The 17,312-nt window shown below is 69.2% G+C and carries 13 protein-coding genes; 3 read left to right on the forward strand and 10 right to left on the reverse strand.

All coding sequences use genetic code 11. The annotated features are described in order from the left end of the window. Positions 1-15 precede the first annotated feature (15 nt). Both QM732_RS19615 and QM732_RS19620 read right to left on the reverse strand, forming a co-directional pair. Complete coding sequence (locus QM732_RS19615; RefSeq protein WP_415657773.1) at positions 16-1,995, reverse strand: TonB-dependent receptor; 1,980 nt, start codon at positions 1,993-1,995, stop codon at positions 16-18. Between the two features lie 70 nt (positions 1,996-2,065). Next, positions 2,066-2,380 carry a hypothetical protein gene (locus tag QM732_RS19620; protein WP_415657774.1) on the reverse strand — a complete coding sequence of 105 codons (315 nt, stop codon included), beginning with the start codon at positions 2,378-2,380 and terminating at the stop codon, positions 2,066-2,068. A 49-nt stretch (positions 2,381-2,429) separates the two neighbouring features. On the opposite strand from QM732_RS19620, the gene QM732_RS19625 reads away from it, so the two are divergent. Together QM732_RS19625 and QM732_RS19630 are read left to right on the forward strand one after the other, a co-directional pair. Beyond that, positions 2,430-3,626: a M20 aminoacylase family protein gene (locus tag QM732_RS19625; RefSeq protein ID WP_415657775.1), complete on the forward strand. Its 1,197-nt coding sequence runs from the start codon at positions 2,430-2,432 to the stop codon at positions 3,624-3,626. Continuing rightward, positions 3,623-4,174, forward strand: coding sequence for a DUF1415 domain-containing protein (locus QM732_RS19630; RefSeq protein ID WP_415657776.1), 552 nt, complete (start codon positions 3,623-3,625; stop codon positions 4,172-4,174). The genes QM732_RS19625 and QM732_RS19630 overlap by 4 nt, the downstream gene beginning before the upstream one ends. On the opposite strand, the gene QM732_RS19635 is transcribed toward QM732_RS19630, so the two are convergent. Then, the gene (locus QM732_RS19635; RefSeq protein WP_415657777.1) at positions 4,164-4,517 is read right to left on the reverse strand and encodes a hypothetical protein; all 354 of its coding nucleotides are present in this window, start codon (positions 4,515-4,517) and stop codon (positions 4,164-4,166) included. The genes QM732_RS19630 and QM732_RS19635 overlap by 11 nt on opposite strands. 162 nt (positions 4,518-4,679) lie before the next feature. Here QM732_RS19635 and QM732_RS19640 point away from each other — a divergent pair, with 162 nt between their 5' ends. Next, positions 4,680-5,369 carry a response regulator transcription factor gene (locus QM732_RS19640; RefSeq protein ID WP_415657778.1) on the forward strand — a complete coding sequence of 230 codons (690 nt, stop codon included), beginning with the start codon at positions 4,680-4,682 and terminating at the stop codon, positions 5,367-5,369. 22 nt (positions 5,370-5,391) lie between these two features. On the opposite strand, the gene QM732_RS19645 is transcribed toward QM732_RS19640, so the two are convergent. The 7 genes from QM732_RS19645 to QM732_RS19675 form a co-directional block, all read right to left on the reverse strand. Further along, positions 5,392-7,104, reverse strand: coding sequence for a diguanylate cyclase (locus tag QM732_RS19645; RefSeq protein WP_415657779.1), 1,713 nt, complete (start codon positions 7,102-7,104; stop codon positions 5,392-5,394). Next, a complete protein-coding gene (locus QM732_RS19650) occupies positions 7,101-7,724 on the reverse strand; it encodes a Crp/Fnr family transcriptional regulator (RefSeq protein WP_415657780.1) in 624 nt (207 codons plus the stop codon). The genes QM732_RS19645 and QM732_RS19650 overlap by 4 nt, the downstream gene beginning before the upstream one ends. Continuing rightward, entirely contained in the window at positions 7,721-9,541 is a 1,821-nt protein-coding gene (locus QM732_RS19655; protein WP_415657781.1) for a cyclic nucleotide-binding and patatin-like phospholipase domain-containing protein, read from the reverse strand. The genes QM732_RS19650 and QM732_RS19655 overlap by 4 nt, the downstream gene beginning before the upstream one ends. After that, positions 9,538-10,581, reverse strand: a complete 1,044-nt coding sequence (locus QM732_RS19660; RefSeq protein WP_415657782.1) for an adenylate/guanylate cyclase domain-containing protein — start codon at positions 10,579-10,581, stop codon at positions 9,538-9,540. Before QM732_RS19660 ends, QM732_RS19655 begins: the two co-directional genes overlap by 4 nt. Continuing rightward, a complete protein-coding gene (locus QM732_RS19665; protein WP_415657783.1) occupies positions 10,574-10,915 on the reverse strand; it encodes an Hpt domain-containing protein in 342 nt (113 codons plus the stop codon). The genes QM732_RS19660 and QM732_RS19665 overlap by 8 nt, the downstream gene beginning before the upstream one ends. 73 nt (positions 10,916-10,988) lie before the next feature. Further along, the gene (locus QM732_RS19670) at positions 10,989-13,181 is read right to left on the reverse strand and encodes a response regulator (protein ID WP_415657784.1); all 2,193 of its coding nucleotides are present in this window, start codon (positions 13,179-13,181) and stop codon (positions 10,989-10,991) included. Continuing rightward, positions 13,182-17,291, reverse strand: coding sequence for a GAF domain-containing protein (locus QM732_RS19675; protein ID WP_415657785.1), 4,110 nt, complete (start codon positions 17,289-17,291; stop codon positions 13,182-13,184). It abuts the gene before it with no gap. Positions 17,292-17,312: the final 21 nt, after the last annotated feature.

The following is a 17,312-nucleotide window of genomic DNA, read 5'->3' on the forward strand; positions in this document are numbered from 1 at the left end:
CCTCGGTTTCCCGCGTTAGAACCTGATCTGCAGGCCCGTGCTGGCGGATCGGCCCGGCTGGGGCGCCAAGTCCCGGATGGTGGGAACCGCAGTGGCGTTGTAGGCCAGCTTGTTGGCGAGGTTGTCCAGCTTCAGGTACCAGAGTGCGTCCGTCTGGCCCCAGCGCAGTTGGCGAGCGACCGACACGCGCACCGTACCGTAGCCCGGCGTCGGCGTGTCGAACTGGGCGACGCGAGTCTGGCGGGCTGCGCCGCGCCATTCCAGCTTTGCCGTCCAGTCGCCCTGCTTGGCTTCCAGGCCCAGCATGGCGCGCAGCGGCGCCAGGCGGGGCAGCGGCTCGCCAGTGGCGCGGTTGTCGCCACGCACGGCGTCCAGCTGGCTCAGCAGCGCAAGCGCCGGGCTGACTTGCCAGCGCCCCTCGATCTCCACGCCGCGCAGCCGCGCCGGTACCGCCTGGAAGGCGTAGACCGGTACCTCTTCCCCGTCGTGGTCGGCCATCTCGCCGGTGGCCTGCAGCGCGATGTAGTTGGCGAAGCGGGTCTCATAGACGTTGACGTGCACGTGGCTACCGTCGCCCTCCCACTTCACGCCCACATCCAGGCCCTTGGACTTCTCCAGGCCCAGGCTGGCGTCACCGCGCTCGAAAGCCGCGCTGGCCACGTGCAACCCGTTGGCGAACAGTTCGTAGTAGGCCGGCGCACGCTCGGTGCGGTTCAGGTTGGCGCTGAGGCTCCAGGCTTCGGAGAGCGGATAGACGGCACTCAGCGCCAGGCTCAGCGGCCGGAACCGGCGCGACTGCGCATCGCCGAAGCGCTCGCCGCCGTCCGATTCCACCGTCACTCGCTCCATGCGCGCGCCGGCCGACCAGTCCGCGCCGCCCAGCTTCGCCTGCTCCAGCAAGAAGACGCCGGTGTTGCGCGTGCGCGTGCTGGGCACGAAGGCCTCCTCGCCCAGTGCCGAGAAGTCCAGCGACTCGGTCTGCACCCCCAACAGACCGCGCACGGGGCCGAGGGCGGCGTGCTCGATCTCGACGCGGCCATCGGTGCCAGTGCTCTTGAACGTCGTTCCTACCGCGTCGCCCTCCATTTCCGTGTGCTCGTAGCGATTGCGGCTCAGCTGCCAGCTGATGCGGTGAACAGGCCCGTCCGGCGTGGCCCATTCGCCGGCCGTGGCCAGACGTTGGCGCTGCATGCGGATGGTCACATCCTCCTCAGCCGTGGTGCCGTAGTTGGTGTGGAAGTCGTCCACCGACACACCGGCGAAGCCGCCCTGAAAGAACACCGAGCCGCCCACCGCGCCGCCGTGGCTGCGGGCGGCGGAGTTGCGTACGCTGGTGCGGCTCTCGCCGTCACTGTCGAAGCGAGGTGCGATCTGGTCGCCGGCGTCGCGGCCGGCCAGGTCGACGTGCCAGCCGAAGCCGGAATGAGCCTGGCCACTGCCGCCGTCCAGCACGACGGCACCACTCTTGTCCCGCGACGCACCACCCAGGCGTACTTCGGCCGCGCCGCTGAGGCCCGGCGTGAATACGCGCGGAATGCGGTTGTCCAGCGTGTTGACGACGCCGCCCACCGCATTGCCGCCGTACAGCAGCGCTGCGGCGCCACGCAGCACCTCGACCTTGTCGATGACCAGCGGGTCGATGGCCACGCCGTGGTCGAAGCTGAGGTTGGACGCATCCACCGACGCGCCCGAGTTGTTGAGGATGCGCACCCGATCGCCGTCCAGGCCGCGAATGCTGGGCCGGCTGGCGTTGGGTCCGAAGTTGGTGGCCGCCACGCCGGCCAGCCCCTGCAACGTGTCGCCGAGGTTGGCGGCGCGGGTCAGCACAAGCTGGTCACCGGCCAGCGAATCGCTGGGCTGGGCCAGCACCTGGCTCTTCAGGGGGTTGCCGGTGACGACGACCTTGTCGAGGGCCTCGGCCGGGGCGGGGTCCGCCTGGGCGGCGAGCGAGAGGAAACAGGCGGCCGCGATCGGCGCCAGCGCAAAGGAACGCATGAGAAAACTTCCGCAAGAAAACGCACGGGCCCGCGCTGCGTCGACGACGGCGCGGGAAAGGGCTTGGAATTCAGGCGGAAGCGGGCGGCGCGCGGGCCGGGGGGCGCCAGTCGGCGGCGCGTTCGACGATGGCGTCGTGCCGTGCGGTGGCACGCGCCTCGACCGCATCGCAGGCCGGCAGCGGGCCTGGCTCGGCAGCCGGAGCGCCGCCGGCCAGGTTGGCCGCGGTCAGGCAGAGATCGCAGTGAACCAGATGGGCGATGCCTTCGTCCTGGCGGTCGCCAGTGGCGTGCGACAGCGCGTGCACCCCCGCCACCGCTTGCGCGATAGGGAGCAGCAGGGCCAGCCAGAACAGCCAGCTTCGGACATTGCGACGCAGGTTCACGGCCGCAATCCTAAACTCGGCCTCTTACAGAGCCTGAAGTCACCCCGTCATGAAGCTCATCGACACCATCCTGGCCGACGCGCCGGAGATCACGGCTATCCGCCGCGACCTGCACAAGCACCCCGAACTCTGCTTCCACGAGGAGCGCACCGCGGACGTCATCGCCAAGGCGCTGACGGACTGGGGTATACCCGTCCACCGCGGCCTGGGCAAGACCGGCGTAGTGGGCATCGTCAAGAACGGCACGTCGAGCCGCGCCGTGGGCCTGCGCGCCGACATCGACGCCCTGCCGATGACGGAGCGCAACCAGTTCCCGCACGCCAGCAGCTACCTGGGCCGCATGCATGCCTGCGGCCACGATGGCCACACGGCCATGCTGCTGGCCGCCGCCAAGCACCTGGCCACGCATCGCAACTTCGATGGCACGGTCTACCTGGTATTCCAGCCTGCCGAGGAGGGTGGCGGCGGCGCGCGCGAGATGATCAGGGACGGCCTTTTCGAGCAGTTCCCGATGGAGGCCATGTTCGGCGCCCACAACTGGCCTGGCATGAAGGCCGGCCAGTTCGCGGTGAAGACCGGCCCGGTATTCGCGAGCAGCAACGAGTTCAAGATCACCCTGCGCGGCAAGGGCTCGCACGCGGCAATGCCGCACCTGGGGCTGGACCCCGTGCCGGCCGCCTGCCAACTGGTGTCGGCCTTCCAGACCATCATCAGTCGCAACAAGCGGCCTATCGACCCTGGCGTCATCTCGGTCACGATGATCCACGCCGGCGAGGCCACCAACGTCGTGCCCGACTCCGTCGTCATGGAGGGCACGGTACGCACCTTCACGCTGGAGCTGCTGGACCTGCTGGAGCGCCGCATGAAGGACATGACGGAACAGCTGGCCGGCGCCTTCGAGCTGAAGGCAGAGTTCGAGTTCCACCGCAACTACCCGCCCACCATCAACCACCCCGCCGAAACCGACTTCGTGCGCCGCGTACTGGCCGACATGGTCGGCGCCGACAACGTACAGGAGTTCGAGCCCACGATGGGCGCCGAGGACTTCAGCTACTACCTGCTGGACAAGCCGGGCTGCTACTTCCTGATCGGCAACGGCGACGGCGAGCACCGCATCGGCGGCCACGGCATGGGGCCATGCACGCTGCACAACCCCAGCTACGACTTCAACGACGACCTCATTCCGCTCGGTGGCTCGATGTGGGTGCAGATGGCCGAACAGTGGCTGAACACACCCAAACCATGACCCACGATCAGATCATCTCCGACACCCGCGACTGGGTCGTCAAGGCCGTCATCGGCCTGAACCTGTGCCCGTTCGCCAAGGCCGTTCACGTCAACGAGCGCATCCGCTACGTCGTCAGCGACGCAAAGGAGCCCGAGCAACTGCTGCAAGACCTCGCCCGCGAACTGCTGGCGCTGAACCGCGCCGATCCGGAGGACGTCGACACGACGCTGCTCATTCATCCGAACGTGCTGACCGAGTTCCTGGATTTCAACGACTTCCTCGACGCTGCCGACGCCCTGGTCGAGGAGCTGAAGCTCGACGGCGTCCTGCAGATCGCCGACTTTCATCCCGGCTACCAGTTCGAGGGCAGCGAAGCCGACGACATCGCCAACTACAGCAACCGCTCGCCCTACCCCACGCTGCACCTGCTGCGCGAGGAGAGCATTGAACGCGCCGTCGAGTCCATGCCCGACACGGCCTCCATCTACGAGAACAACCTCGACACGCTGGCCCGCCTGGGCCACGAAGGCTGGGCTGCGCTGGGCCTGAAGAAGCCTACTCCTTGACCCAGGAGAAGCCGCCGGCGCCCTTCCTGGGCGAGTTGGCGCGCGTGCGCAGCACCGCATCAAAGCCGCTGCGCCCGCCGTTCCAGATCGCCGTCAGCAGGCCGACCACGTCCTCCCGGGTGTAGGCGTCGAGGTCGCTGCGGAACTGCTTGATTGCCGCGGCCAGCATGTCCCTCGGCAACTCCTGGTGAGCGGCCAGCACGACGAACATCGCTGCATACAGGTCGGGCCAGGCGGCGCACAGCGCCTGGATGCGCCGCAGCGCATCCGCCGGCGCGGCACGATGACCGGGCAGCAGCCAGTCCAGCGGATCAAGCGCCGCGCCCTGGGGGATTTCGTCCATCGCTTGTCTCCCGTTTATTGCAGATTTCACACCGCGCCGGGCCGTTGTCAATCATTTATGGCATGAAGACCGCGCAATTCGACGCGATAAGGGCGATTGAAAGCATGCTGACGGCTCTGTCATGCGGCAAACTCCTCGGTTGCTCTCGAGCCCACGCCCGCCATGCAGCCCAAGACCCTTGCCCTCATCGACGACGACGCAGAGTATTCGGAATTCCTGGCCCAGTTCCTCCTGGAGCAGGGTATCGCCGTCAGCCGTTTCGACGACAGCAATGCCCTGCTTGCTTCGCCGGACGCGTTCTCCTTCGACTTCTATCTCGTCGACCTGATGCTGCCCGGCGTCAACGGCGTGGAGCTCATCAAGATCCTGCGCCGCCGCACCGATGCCGGGGTCGTGGTCGTGTCGGGCCGCCTCGGGCCCGAAGTCTTCCGCGAGGTCATCACGGCTGGCGCCGACATGTACCTCGTCAAGCCGGTGCAGTTCGAGCAGGTGTCTCTGGCGATCGCCGCCGTGCAGCGCCGAGTCGCCAAGCCCTCGGCGGCCGACGCCGTATGGAAACTGGACCGAGCCAGCGGCGAACTCGTTGTGCCGGACGGCACGCGCATCCAGCTCAGCGAAGCCGACCGCCAGCTGCTGGAGTGCTTTGCCCAGGCCAACGGCGAGCCCGTCACGCGTGAGGCCCTGCTGAACAAGCTTGGCCGCGAAGTGGCCGAAGGCGAGACCGACGATGGCCTGTCGGCCACCATCTACCGGCTGCGCCGCCGCATCGAGCGCGCCACGCCCACCCTGGTGCCGCTGCAGAGCAAGTCGCGCGTCGGCTACGTGTTCCGGGCGCCGCTGCAGCTGATCTGAGCCCATCGAGGGCTGCGCGGCGCTAGGCCGCAGCCTCGTTCTCCTTCAACACGACGGCATTGCGGCCGCCGCGCTTGGCCTCGTACAACGCGGCATCGGCACGGGCGATCAGCGAACGCACATCGGCATCCTCCGGCACCGCCAGGCTGACGCCAATGCTGACAGTCAGCCTACCGACCCCATGGAAGGTCTCGGCTTGCACCGCTGCACGGATCTTCTCAGCCGCCTGCACCGCCTCCAGCGGCCCGCCCAGCTCCGGCAGCAGCACCGCGAATTCCTCACCGCCGAAGCGGGCAGCCACGTCGCTGATGCGCAGCGTCGCCTGCAGCAGTTGCGCCAGCCGGCGCAGCACGGCGTCACCGGCCGGGTGGCCGTGAACGTCGTTGACCTGCTTGAAATGATCCACGTCGATCAGCAGCAGTCCGTGCACACGCCCGTTGGCGGCGCCATAGCGACGATCCAGCGCCAGCGCCTCGGCGAGCCGGGCGTCGAGGCTGCGACGGTTGTGCAGGCCGGTCAGCGGGTCGCGGGTGGCCAGGTGCTCCAACGCCGCATTGGCGGCTTGCAACTCGGCGGTACGCTCCCGTACCTGGGCCTCCAGCGTCGCATTGGTCTTCTGCAAGGCCTGTTCGGTCTCCAGCAGCGACTGCGCCATCGACCTCATCGCGTTGCTGAGCCTCGCCAACTCCAGCGAGGCAGGTTCGACGGGGAACTCGGGGATACGGCGCTCGGCCTCCACGCGCTCGGCAATGCGCGCAAGCCGTTCGACCGGCTTGCTGACACGCCGCGCCAGCAGCAGGGCCGCCAGCGTCAGCACTGCCGCCGCCAGGACGCCCAGCAGCACCAGTTCCCGCCGCAGATCGCGCACCGGACGCAGCGCCAGCTCCATGGGCTGGCGCGCAACGATGCGCCAACCCAGCTCGGCATTGGTGCGCGTCAGCAGCGGCGCTTCGCTGGTGAGGTAGTCCCGACCGTCACCGAAGCGCAGCAGCCCCTCGAAGCGCCCATTGGCCAGCGCCCTGGGCAGAACGAGCTCACCGCCGGCCTGGGCCACCGCCATCGCCTCGGGGTAGAGCACCCGGCCCTCGCGGTCGATGATGAGGGCGTCGATGCCGCCGCCAGGCTTCTGCCGGCGCGTCACACTCTCCACGACGCCGGTGATCCAGTTCCAGTGCGCCTGCGCCCCCACCACGCCCAGCAACCGCCCCTCTGCATCGCGGATAGGCGCGGCGAAATCGATGAAGCGAGCCGGCTCGCTGCCCGGCGAAGCCGGCAGCAGGGCGGCCAGCGGCTGGGCGTCATTCAAGTCCCCCACGTAGACGCGCTCGCGTGCAGCGATGAACCAGCCGCGCTGGGCAACCGAGCCACCGGTCAGCATTCCGCCCGTGGCTTGCAGCACCTTGCCGTCGGGGTCAGCCACGCCCACCCAGGCGAACTCGTCGTGAAGCTCCGCACGGCGCTCAAGCGCGTTGCGCACGCGGCTGCCGTCCAGAGGTCCCTCGACGAGCTGAGGGGCGCCGCTGAGCAGCTTGATCTCGCGCTCGCGGTCGCGCAGCTGGGCGGCCAGCAGCTCAGCTGCGGACTGCGCGGTCGCGCGCACGGCCGCCTGCTGAGCCGTGTAGAGCTCGTCGGTGGCAACCTTGCCGAGGTAGCCACCCACCAGGGCAAGGATGGCCAGCGACAGTCCGCCAAGCACCAGGCTGAGCTGGCTGCGCAGGCTGAGCGGGCCCCTCATGCCTCGGAGGACGTGGCGGGATGGCTGCGCTGCACGTCGTGCATCAGCCGGGCGACGATGAGACGCATGACATGGAAGCCGAGCTTGGGATTCTGATAGTAGAGCAGAGCCATCTCCTCCGCCGTGAGGCTGTAGACGACGCAGTCGCTCGTGGCCTCTAGTGTCAGCGTGCGACGTCTGTCGGGGGCGAACAGGCCGATCTCGCCGACCAGTGCTCCGGGCTGCAGTGTCTCGTCGTACTCCACCAGGCGCAGCGTGCCGGACTCGAGGTAGAGCATCTCGGTCGCCACGTCGTCCTTGCGCCACAGCGTGGTACCGGTCGCGACGCTGCGGCGGTGCATGTGCGGCAGCAGCCACTCCGAGGCAGGCGTGTCGGCACGCGCGTTCTCTATGGCCTTGACAAGCTTCCTGATCTGCAGCGTCTTCTTGATGTTGATGGGCACCAATGCACCGTAGAGCAGCAGCGTCGGCAGCGCCGACTTGAGTGCGCCGTAGGCGACGAGGAAGCAGCAAGCCGTCAACGCAACGACGCGCAGCGGCAGCATGCTCTTCATCAGGTAGCTGGCCAGCATCAGCGCAGCGCCGATCAGGCCGAGAGCAGTGGCAAGTGTGTCGGTCATGGTTTTAGCAGGGCTTGGACTTCGGGACGGGCCAGCACCTCCTCGGCATGGACATGGCCTTGCTCGACGATGGCGTCGAAGCGCTGCCAGGCCAGCAGGCCCACGCGCTCCAGCGGCGGGTTGAAATAGACATCGCAGGCAGCCTGCGCGGCGCGGCGGCGCGAACTGCTGTAGAGGATGGTCACGTTCAGCAGATAGGCCGACAGCGCGGGCAGCCGGTAGCGCCGCCGGCCGCGCGGGCGCAACCGGTCGCGCAGCAGTGCCCAGGAACCGGGCACCTCGTCGAAATCGAGCTTGCGGGCCTTGTGCAGGCTCAGGTCGGCACCGATGACGAGGCCAATGCCGCGCCGCGCCCGCATCACGTCGACGGGGAAGTTGTTGAAGCTGCCGCCGTCGCAGAGCAGGTCGCCGTCGACGACAACGGGTGGCAGCGCTCCGGGGATCGCAGTGCTCGCCCGCAGCGCCTGCTCCAGCGGGCCGCGGGTCAGCAGGGCTTCGCTGGCCTGGGAGTAGTTGGTGGCGATGCAATAGAAGGGTTTCCACAGGTCCTCGATGCCGGCCCGGGCGCCCACCAGCGCGCCGAGGGCTCGGTCCAGGCTGGCGCGCAATCGCCGGCCGCGGATCAGCGAGATCAGTGGCAGCAGATTGAAGTCGCCGGTCGGATTTCGCCTGAAGGCATCGCGCGACACATCCATGACGCGCTGCAGCGGCTGGTCGCAGGCCACCAATGCCGCCATCACCGAGCCCATGCTGGTGCCGCCGACGCAGTCGATCTCCACGCCGTGCTGCTGCAGCGCGCGCAACAGGCCCAGGTGGGAAAAGCCGCGCGCGCCGCCGCCGGCGAGCACCAGGCCTACACCGCGCCGCGCCTGCAGCCGGGCCAGGCGCGCCATGTCGCCGGCCTGCGATGGCCGCACGTGGAAATGCTCGGCCACCGGCCGGCGCGCCAGCCAGGCCGCAGTGCCGCGCGGCGCCGGCGCATCGGTCGTGTGCAGCAGCACGAGGATCTCGGCAGCCTCGGTGCGCGGCGGCCGCTCGACCAGGCATTGCGTCTCGCTGGCATGCACGGCCGGCGCGGAATTCGCATCGGCCAACAGCAGCACCTCGTCGGCGTGGCGGCAGCAGCAGCGCGTCCACGGCGTCGGCGCGTCGTCGGCGAGCAGCAGTACGAAGTCGTGGGCAGACTCGACCTCGTCAAGCCACAGCGACACCTCCCGGTAGTGATCGCCACCATCGCCAACTGCCGCACGCACCGCCGCAGCGTCGACCACGCAGGCCCGCCCGAAGCGCCCCAGCTGCGCCGACAGGCCGCGGGCGAAACCGGCCAGGTCCACGCCCGCCGTGATGGGCAACAGCGTCTGCACGACAGGCGCGGCAAACGGCGCGGCGACATGCTCTGTCTGCAGCCGGTGCACGATCTGGCGCGTCAGCGCGATGCCAATCCCTGCATGGCGCTCTACGAGATGCAGGAACTGCGCCTTGTCCAGGCGCACCAGCAGCGAGTCGCGGATGGCCACGACAGTGGCAGAGCGCGGCGCATCCGTGTAGAGGCTCATCTCGCCGATGACCTGCCCGCGTCCCAGCTCCCTCACCATGCGTGGTGCCTCGCCGTCCTGGCCCACGTACGCACGCAGACGCCCACTGACCGAAAGGTACATGGAGTCGCCCGCCTCGCCCTGGCGCATCAGCGTCTGTCCGCCGGCCACCTCCACCCAGGCCAGTTGCTCGCGCAGCAGCCCCAGCGTGGCCGCGTCCAGTTCGCCGAAGGCACGGGCCAGCAGCTCTCCGAGCAAGCGGTCGTGGTAACCGCCGGTCATGCGAGCACCAGCGCGAACACGTCGACCGAACTCGTCTTGCCCTTGAACTGCACAGGCCCCAGCGGCTCGCAGGGCAGCACATCAGCAAGCTGGGCGCGGGTAGCGGCATCGATGAGCACTTCGCGCCCGGCCTGCTTGGTGTGCTGCTCCAGCCGGGCTGCCACGTTGACCGTGTCTCCGATACAGGTGTACGTGGCGCGCTGGCGCGTGCCGGTGTAGCCGGCCACAACATCACCGCTGGCGATGCCCACGCCGATGTGGATCTCGGGCCTGCCCGCGGCGCGCTGCTCCTGGCTGAACTGGGCCACCATCTCGATCATCTCGGCCGCCGCCTGCACGGCGCATCGCCCTGGCGCCTGCAGCGGCTGCGGCGCGCCGAAGATGGCCATCAGGCCGTCTCCGATCATCTGGTTGACGACACCGCCATGGCCGTTGATGGCCGCGAACATCAACGTGTAATAGGTATTGAGCAGCTCGATGATGTCCTCGGGAGGCTGGGACTCAGCCAGCGTCGTGAAGCCGCGGATATCGCAGAACATCACCGTAGCCTGCACCTTGCGGCCGCCCAAGGCGAAGCCTTCGGCCTCTAGCTCCTCGGCCACCTCCCGGGTCGCGAAGCGGCGCACCAGATCGCGCTGCCGGTCACGCAGGTGCTTGCGCTCCAGGCTTGCATTGATGCGCGCCTTCAGCAGCACGAGGTTGACCGGCTTGTGCAGATAGTCTTCCGCGCCCAGCTCGATGCAGCGCACGATGCTGTCCAGGCCCTCGACGGCCGAGGTCACGATGACCGGCAGCTCACTGAGCTCGGGGCTGGCTCGCAGCCGCTCCAGCAGCTCGATGCCGCCCATGCCCGGCATGTGGATGTCCACCAGCAGCAGGTCGAAGGCCTCCTGCTGCACCCGCGCAAGCGCGGCCAGGCCGTCCTCCGCCATCTCGACCTGGTGGCCTAGCAGCTCCACATGCCGCGCCAGCAGCAAACGGTTGACGCGGTTGTCCTCGACCAGCAGGATGCGCGCGCGCTTGGCTCTGCGGTCACGCATGGCGGCGCTCCTTCAGCGCTGCAGCCACGGCCTCGAACAGCGTGTCCAGTGCCTGCACGCGGGCCGCGGCCGCCACACCCAGCTCGGCCAGCGGCGTGTGCTCCAGCTCCCGTGCCGCGTCGGCAAAGTCCATGGCGCCGAAGGTCACGCCGTTGCTCTTCAGCGAATGCGCGCCGCGCCGGAAGGCCACGGCGTCGCCCGCCGCCAGCGCCGCGCGCAGCGCCGCCAGGCCCTGCGGTGCGTCCTCCAGGAAGGAGTCGATCAGCTCGGGCATGAAATCCGCCCCGGCGCTGTCCACCAGGGCCGCAAACACCTGTTCGTCGATCACCGCCATGGGCTCCTCCTTGGCGCCGCAGCGTCCCGGCGCTTCCCTGCACATCCATCGGTTGCCGATCCAAGGCACGTCATCATGACCGCGGCGCCGTGTCTTGCAAGGCCTGTACCAGCGCTTCCACGCGGATGGGCTTGGTCAGATAGTCATCCATGCCGGCCGCAAGGCAGGCCTCGCGGTCGCCCTGCATCGCGTTGGCCGTCATCGCGACGATGCGCGGCCGTCGTTCACCCAGGCGCTCGACGATCAGCCGGGTAGCCGCCAGACCGTCCATCTCGGGCATCTGCACATCCATCAACACCAGGTCGTAGGGCTGGCGCTGCACGCACTCGACGGCCTCGACGCCGTCGGCCGCCACGTCGGCGCGGTAGCCCATCTGCCCCAACAGGCGCAGCGCCAGCTTCTGGTTCACCGCGTTGTCCTCGGCCAGCAGCACGCGCAGCGGATGGCGCGCGGCCATCTGCGAGTCCAGACGCGGTGCCACGGAAGGCTCGGGCACATGGGCGGCGTCGTGGTGCAACACCGTCACCAAGGTGTCGAAGAGCTGGCTCTGGCGCAGCGGCTTCATCATGACTGCGGCGAACAATCCCTCCTCCACGTCGCGCCGGCCAAGCGACGTGAACAGCACCCTTGGCAACTCGGGCTTGAGGTCACGCAGCCGGCGGGCAAGCGCCAGGCCGTCCATGTGCGGCATGTGCATGTCGACGACGACCAGGTCGAAGGACTCGGCCAGGGCCAGTTGCAGGGCTTCCAGCGGGCTCTCGGTGTCGCGCACGGTCATACCCCATTTGGCGGCTTGCAGCGCGAGGATGCGACGGTTGGTGGCGTTGTCGTCGACCACCAGCATGCGCCGCCCTTTCAGCGCCGGCTGGGTGCCGATGAACTCTCGCCGTGGCGCCTGCGGCGCGGCACCCGCCACGGCCGGCAACGTGAAGCGAAAGCAGCTGCCGCAGCCCGGACCGTCACTCTCGGCCCACATGCGCCCTCCCATCAGCTCCACCAGACGCTTGCTGATCGCGAGGCCCAGGCCCGTACCGCCATACTTGCGGGTGGTGCTGCTGTCGGCCTGACTGAAGCTGGCGAACAGGCGCGAGCGCCCCTCCTGTGTCAACCCGATGCCGGTGTCGCGAACAGCGAAATGCAGCTCGCCAGCCTGCAGTCTCGCGCTGACAACGACTTCCCCACTCTCGGTGAACTTGACCGCGTTGGACAGCAGGTTGAGCAGAACCTGGCGCAGCCGTGTCACATCGCCAAGCAGCGTTTGTGGCAGCTCCGTCTCCGGCTCGAAGGCCAGCTCCAGCCGCTTCTCTGCCGCCCGCACGGCCATCAGGTCCAGGGCCGACTCGATGCAGTCGCGCAGCTCGAAGGGATGCTGCTCGATGCCCATGCGACCAGCCTCGATCTTGGAGAAATCCAAGATGTCGTTGATGATGGTCAGCAACGTTTCACCACTGTCCCGGATCGTGGCGGCGTAGTCGCGCTGCTCGGCGCTCAGCGGTGAATCCAGCAACAGGCCGCTCATGCCGATGATGGCGTTCATCGGCGTGCGGATCTCGTGACTGACCGTGGCCAGGAAGGCCGACTTGTGCGCGCTCGCCGCCTCCAGCACCGCAGTGCGCTCGCGCACGCGCTGCTCGGTCAGCGCCTCGTTCAGCCGCTGGTTCTCGAAGCGCATGCGGATGGAGTTGGTCAGCGCCTTGGCGAACACATGCGCATAGGCCAGCGCACACAGCATGATCAGCAATGCAGTCATGCCGAACAGGTGCGCCAGCTCGACACCGGCCGCCAGGCAGCTGAGCAGGAAGGGCAGCGCGCAGGGCAGGATGAAGGCGTAGGCAAGCGGCAGCAACACGGCCGTCGCGGTCGCACAACTGACGAACATGCCCAGCGCCAGTACCAGCAGCGTGGTCAGGCGGATGACCGTAGGCTCGAAGAACAGTGCACCTGCCAGCCCCCAGGTCAGGCCCAGCAGCAGGTGGAAGCCCCACTGCAGGCGCAGCCAGTCGCGGGCCCGGCCGGCAGCCACCCAGGGCCGGTGGCGCGGCAGCAGCAAGCCGTAGAAGACAGCCACCAGCGCCACCACCGCGACGGCCCAAGCCAGGAAGCGCGGCCGGTCCAGCCCGCCGCCATAGGCCAGCGCTGCCGCCAGCAACGGCAGCACCAGCAGCGCGGCCGCCATTCCGGCGCGCATGTTGTCGGCCAGGATCTGCAGCCTCACCGCGATCAGTTGCTCCTCGTGGATCTCCGCGCCCTCGTTGTGCGGTGTCATTCAGGCCTCCCTCGCCGTCGTTCTCAGCAGGGCCGCCGCAAGCTCGTCGACGCGGATGGGCTTGGTGAGATAGTCATCCATCCCGGCGGCCAGGCAGACCTCGCGGTCGCCCTGCATCGCATTGGCCGTCATCGCGACGATGCGCGGTCGCTCGCCAGCCGCAACGATGCGCCGCGAAGCCTCCAGGCCGTCCATCTCCGGCATCTGCACGTCCATCAGCACCAGGTCGTAGTCCTGTCGCTGCACGGCCGCGATCGCCTCCAGCCCGTTGGCCGCCAGGTCCGCCCGGTAGCCCATCTGCTGCAACAACCGCAGCGCCAGCTTCTGGTTCACCACGTTGTCCTCGGCCAGCAGGATGCGCAGCGGATAGCGCTCGGCCAGGTTCTGCACCGCCACCGGCTGGCTGCGCTGGCGGCGCGGCCCCGGCTGCACGTCGGCCGCCACGGCAGCGTGCAGCGTGAAGCCAAAGCGCGCGCCATGGCCGGGTCCGTCGCTCTCGGCCCACATGCGCCCGCCCATCAGCTCGGCCATGCGCCGGCTGATGGCCAGGCCCAGGCCTGTGCCACCATACTTTCGCGAGGTGCTCGCGTCGGCCTGGCTGAAGCTCTGGAACAGCCTCGACAGGCCTTCGTCGGTCAGGCCGATGCCAGTGTCACGCACCTGGAATCGCAGTTCCACGCCTGCTTCGGCCGGCGTAGCGTCCACCTCGACGGTGATGCCACCGGTCTCTGTGAACTTGACCGCGTTGGACAGCAGGTTGAGCAGGATCTGGCGCAGCTTGGCCACGTCGCCATGGATGCCGGCCGGCACTGCGGGCGCCAGGTCCACGGCCAGCGCCAGCCCCTTCTCGCGGGCTCGCGGCGCAATCAGATCGATGGCGGCGTCCACACAGTCTCGCAGCGCGAAGGGCGCGCTCTCTATCTCCATGCGGCCGGCCTCGATCTTCGAGAAGTCCAGAATGTCGTTGATGATGGTCAGCAACGCCTCGCCCGCCTCGCGGATGGTGGCGGCGTGGTCACGCTGCTCCTCATCCAGCACCGAGTCCAGCAGAAGGCCGCTCATGCCGATGATGGCGTTCATGGGCGTGCGGATCTCGTGGCTCATGGTCGCCAGGAAGGCACTCTTGGCCGCATTGGCCTGTTCGGCTGCGGCCTTGGCGGCCTGCGCCTCGCCGAACAGCCGCGAGTTCTCCATCGCTACCGATGCCGCCAGGCTCAAGCCCACAAGGAAGTCCAGCTCGCCGCGCCGGAATGGCTGGCCACCCAGGCGCCAGACCGTCAGTGCTCCCAGCACGCGCTGGCCGGCACGCAGCGGCGCCACCATCATGCGTTCGTCGGGGTCTTCGGCGGTACCCGCCATACGCATGCCACGCGGATCGTCGCGCGTCGCGTTGATGACGCCAGGCTCGCCCTTGGCGATCAGCGAGCCGATGATGCCCTCGCCAGCCGTGACGACGGCGTCACGCACCTCGCTCTCGTAGCCGCCGACGGCAACGATGGCGCGATAGCGCCGCGCCCCGACACCCTCCTCTTCGGGCACGAAGATGGCGCTGTTGTCAGCCTCCAGCAACTCCTTGGCATGGACGGCGATGCGGTTCATGAGCGTCGCCAGGTCAAGCGTCGAAGAAATCTCGCGGCCCACCTCAGCCAGCGCCGCACTCTCCCGCGTGCGGCGCCGGATCTCGTCGAGCAGCCGCGCGTTCTCCAGCGCCACGCCCACGCTGGCGCCGACCGTGCTGAGGAAGCGCACATCGGCCTCGCTGAAGGCGTCCTCGCGCTCGTAGCTCTCGACGAGGATGGCGCCCAGCACCTGATCGCTGCCAACAATGGGCACGCTGGCGAACGAGCGGCACTGGTCGGTGCCCGGCAGCGCGAGCAGGCCGGCTGCACGGATCTCGGCCAGGTTGCGGCACACCAGCGGCTGGCGCGTGCGACGCATGCGCTCGAAGGGCCCGTCCGGCGTCGACCGCTCGGGCGGCAGCTGGATGGGCAGGCCGTGCTCGCGTTCGTAGAGGTAGTGATTCATTCCGGTGGCCGGGTCGTGCCAGCGGATACCGATGTCCTGGGTCTTGAGCAGCTCGCAGAGCCGGTCACCGACACGCTGGATGATGGCCTCGAAGCTCAACTCGGGCGACAGGCTCTGCTGCAGGCTGTTCAGCATCGCCAGTTCCTGCACGCGACGCTCCACCTGAGCCTTGCTGGCCAGCAGCTCGGCCGTGCGTTCGGCCACGCGCTGCTCCAGGCCCTCGCGCAGCCGCAGGTTGGCCAGCGCGACGGCTGCCTGGGCTGCCAGCATGACCAGAAGGTCGCGATCGGCCGGCCGGAAGGCGCCGAAGGCGCCGTCCAGGTCGGCGTAGAGGTAGCCCAGCAGCTCGCGCTCGGCGATCAGCGGCGCCACCAGGCAGGAACGCTGCTGTACGGGCAGTGCGCCTGCGGGGCCGATGCGCAGGCTTGCGGCGCGGCTGCTGCGAGCCTCATCCAGCCAGGGCGAGACGGCGGCCAGCAGGGCAGCCTCGCCGCCGGCATCGCCCTGTGGCAGCAGATGGCTGGCGATGTGGCGGTGCCCGGTCCCGTCCTCCAGCACCAGCAGCACGCGCTCGGCGCCGCTGATCTCGGCCGACTCGTCCACGAGGAACTCATGCAGCTCTGCGCCCGAGGCCAGCTCGGCCAGGCGCAAGCCCACGTCCACCTGACGGGCAAAGCGCTCATCCAGCAGCGCCGCGCCGTGCAGATGGCGGGCACGACCGCCGCCGGCCAGCCAGGCCAGCACGACGGCGCGCGCAACCGGGCGCTTGGCCACGGAGTTGCGTCTCAGCCCCTCGTCGGACAACCCGGCAAGGCGCAGGCACAGGAAGCGGTAAGCCCGGCCCAGCGCCACGCCAGCCTCGCGGCCGCGGCCAGCCGCGCGCAGCGCCTCGCAGCGCCGCCACCACAACGCCGTCAGATCCAGGTTTTCCAGAGGAGCCAGGCCCTGCCCGGCGTGCAGCCGTGCCGCCTCGCCGCTGGCCTCCAGCGCGGCATGCAGGCGACCGGCGCCCAGCTCCGCCCAGGCAACCAGGCCCAGATCTGCCATGCGCTGAGCGGCCGACGGCGAGTGCGCCAACGCCAGACGGAAGCTCGCCGCCGCGGCGACAGCGTCGCCCTGCGCGAAAGCAAGCTCGCCACGCAGCCGCGCGACCTCGGAGCGAAAGCCGGGATTCTGCCGCGCCAGGCCCAGGGCTTCGGCCTCGTCGGCATAGGCGCGCGCACCAGCCAGCGCGCCGGCCTCCAGGTCCAGCCGCGCCAGCGCCGTCAGCGTGTAGGGGAGCAGCGCCGTGGCGCCGGTACGGCGCCAGATCGCCAGTGCGGCCAGATAGTGGCGGCGCGCACGCCGGTTCAGGCCCAGTGTGACGTAGTGGTTGCCGATGTTGTGGATGGCCGTGCCCTGACGCTCGGCGTAGCCGGCGGAGGCGTACGCCGCCAGTGCCAGCTTGCACAGGCGCAGGCAGTCGGCCAGGTCCGGGTTGTTGAAGGTCAGCGCGTTGTGGGCATTGCCCTGGCCCAGCAGGTCGCCGCTGGCCAGCGCCAGCGCCAGCGCGCCCTCGGCCGCCGCACGGGCCTCGGCCACTCGCCCCAGCATGCCCAGTAGCAGGGACTCGACGTAGCCGCAGCGCCCCTGGGGCACCGGCTTGGCCGCGGCGGCGAACACCGCTGCCGCCTCGCGCACGCGGCTCAGCGCCAGCGCCGGCTCGCGCTGGCAACGGCACTGCGCCTCGGACAGCAAGGCCAGTGCATAGGCACGGTCCAGGGGCTCGGCACCGGCACCGGCAAGCGCAGCCTCGGCGGTGGCGATGGCCGGCAGCAGCTCGCCGCGACGCATCTGCACCCCGCCCAGCGCCAGACGGGCTCGCAGCCGCCAAGCCGGGCGGCGACCGGACAGCCGGGCCAGAGCCTGGGCAGCCTCGGCCGCGGCGGACAGATCGCCCAGCGCAATGAAGCTCTCGGCGCGCAGCTCCAGCACCCGTCCCTCGCCGCACCAGGCCGCGCTGGTATCGATCAGGCGCTGATGCTGGCCCGACCAGGCCAGGTCGGCCAACTCCTCCAGCACGGCGGCATCGGGGCGCATGGGCATCGCGGGGACAAGCGAAGCTGA

Origin of the sequence: Roseateles sp. (genome assembly GCF_047654805.1) — a bacterium.
GTDB lineage: Bacteria > Pseudomonadota > Gammaproteobacteria > Burkholderiales > Burkholderiaceae_C > Pelomonas.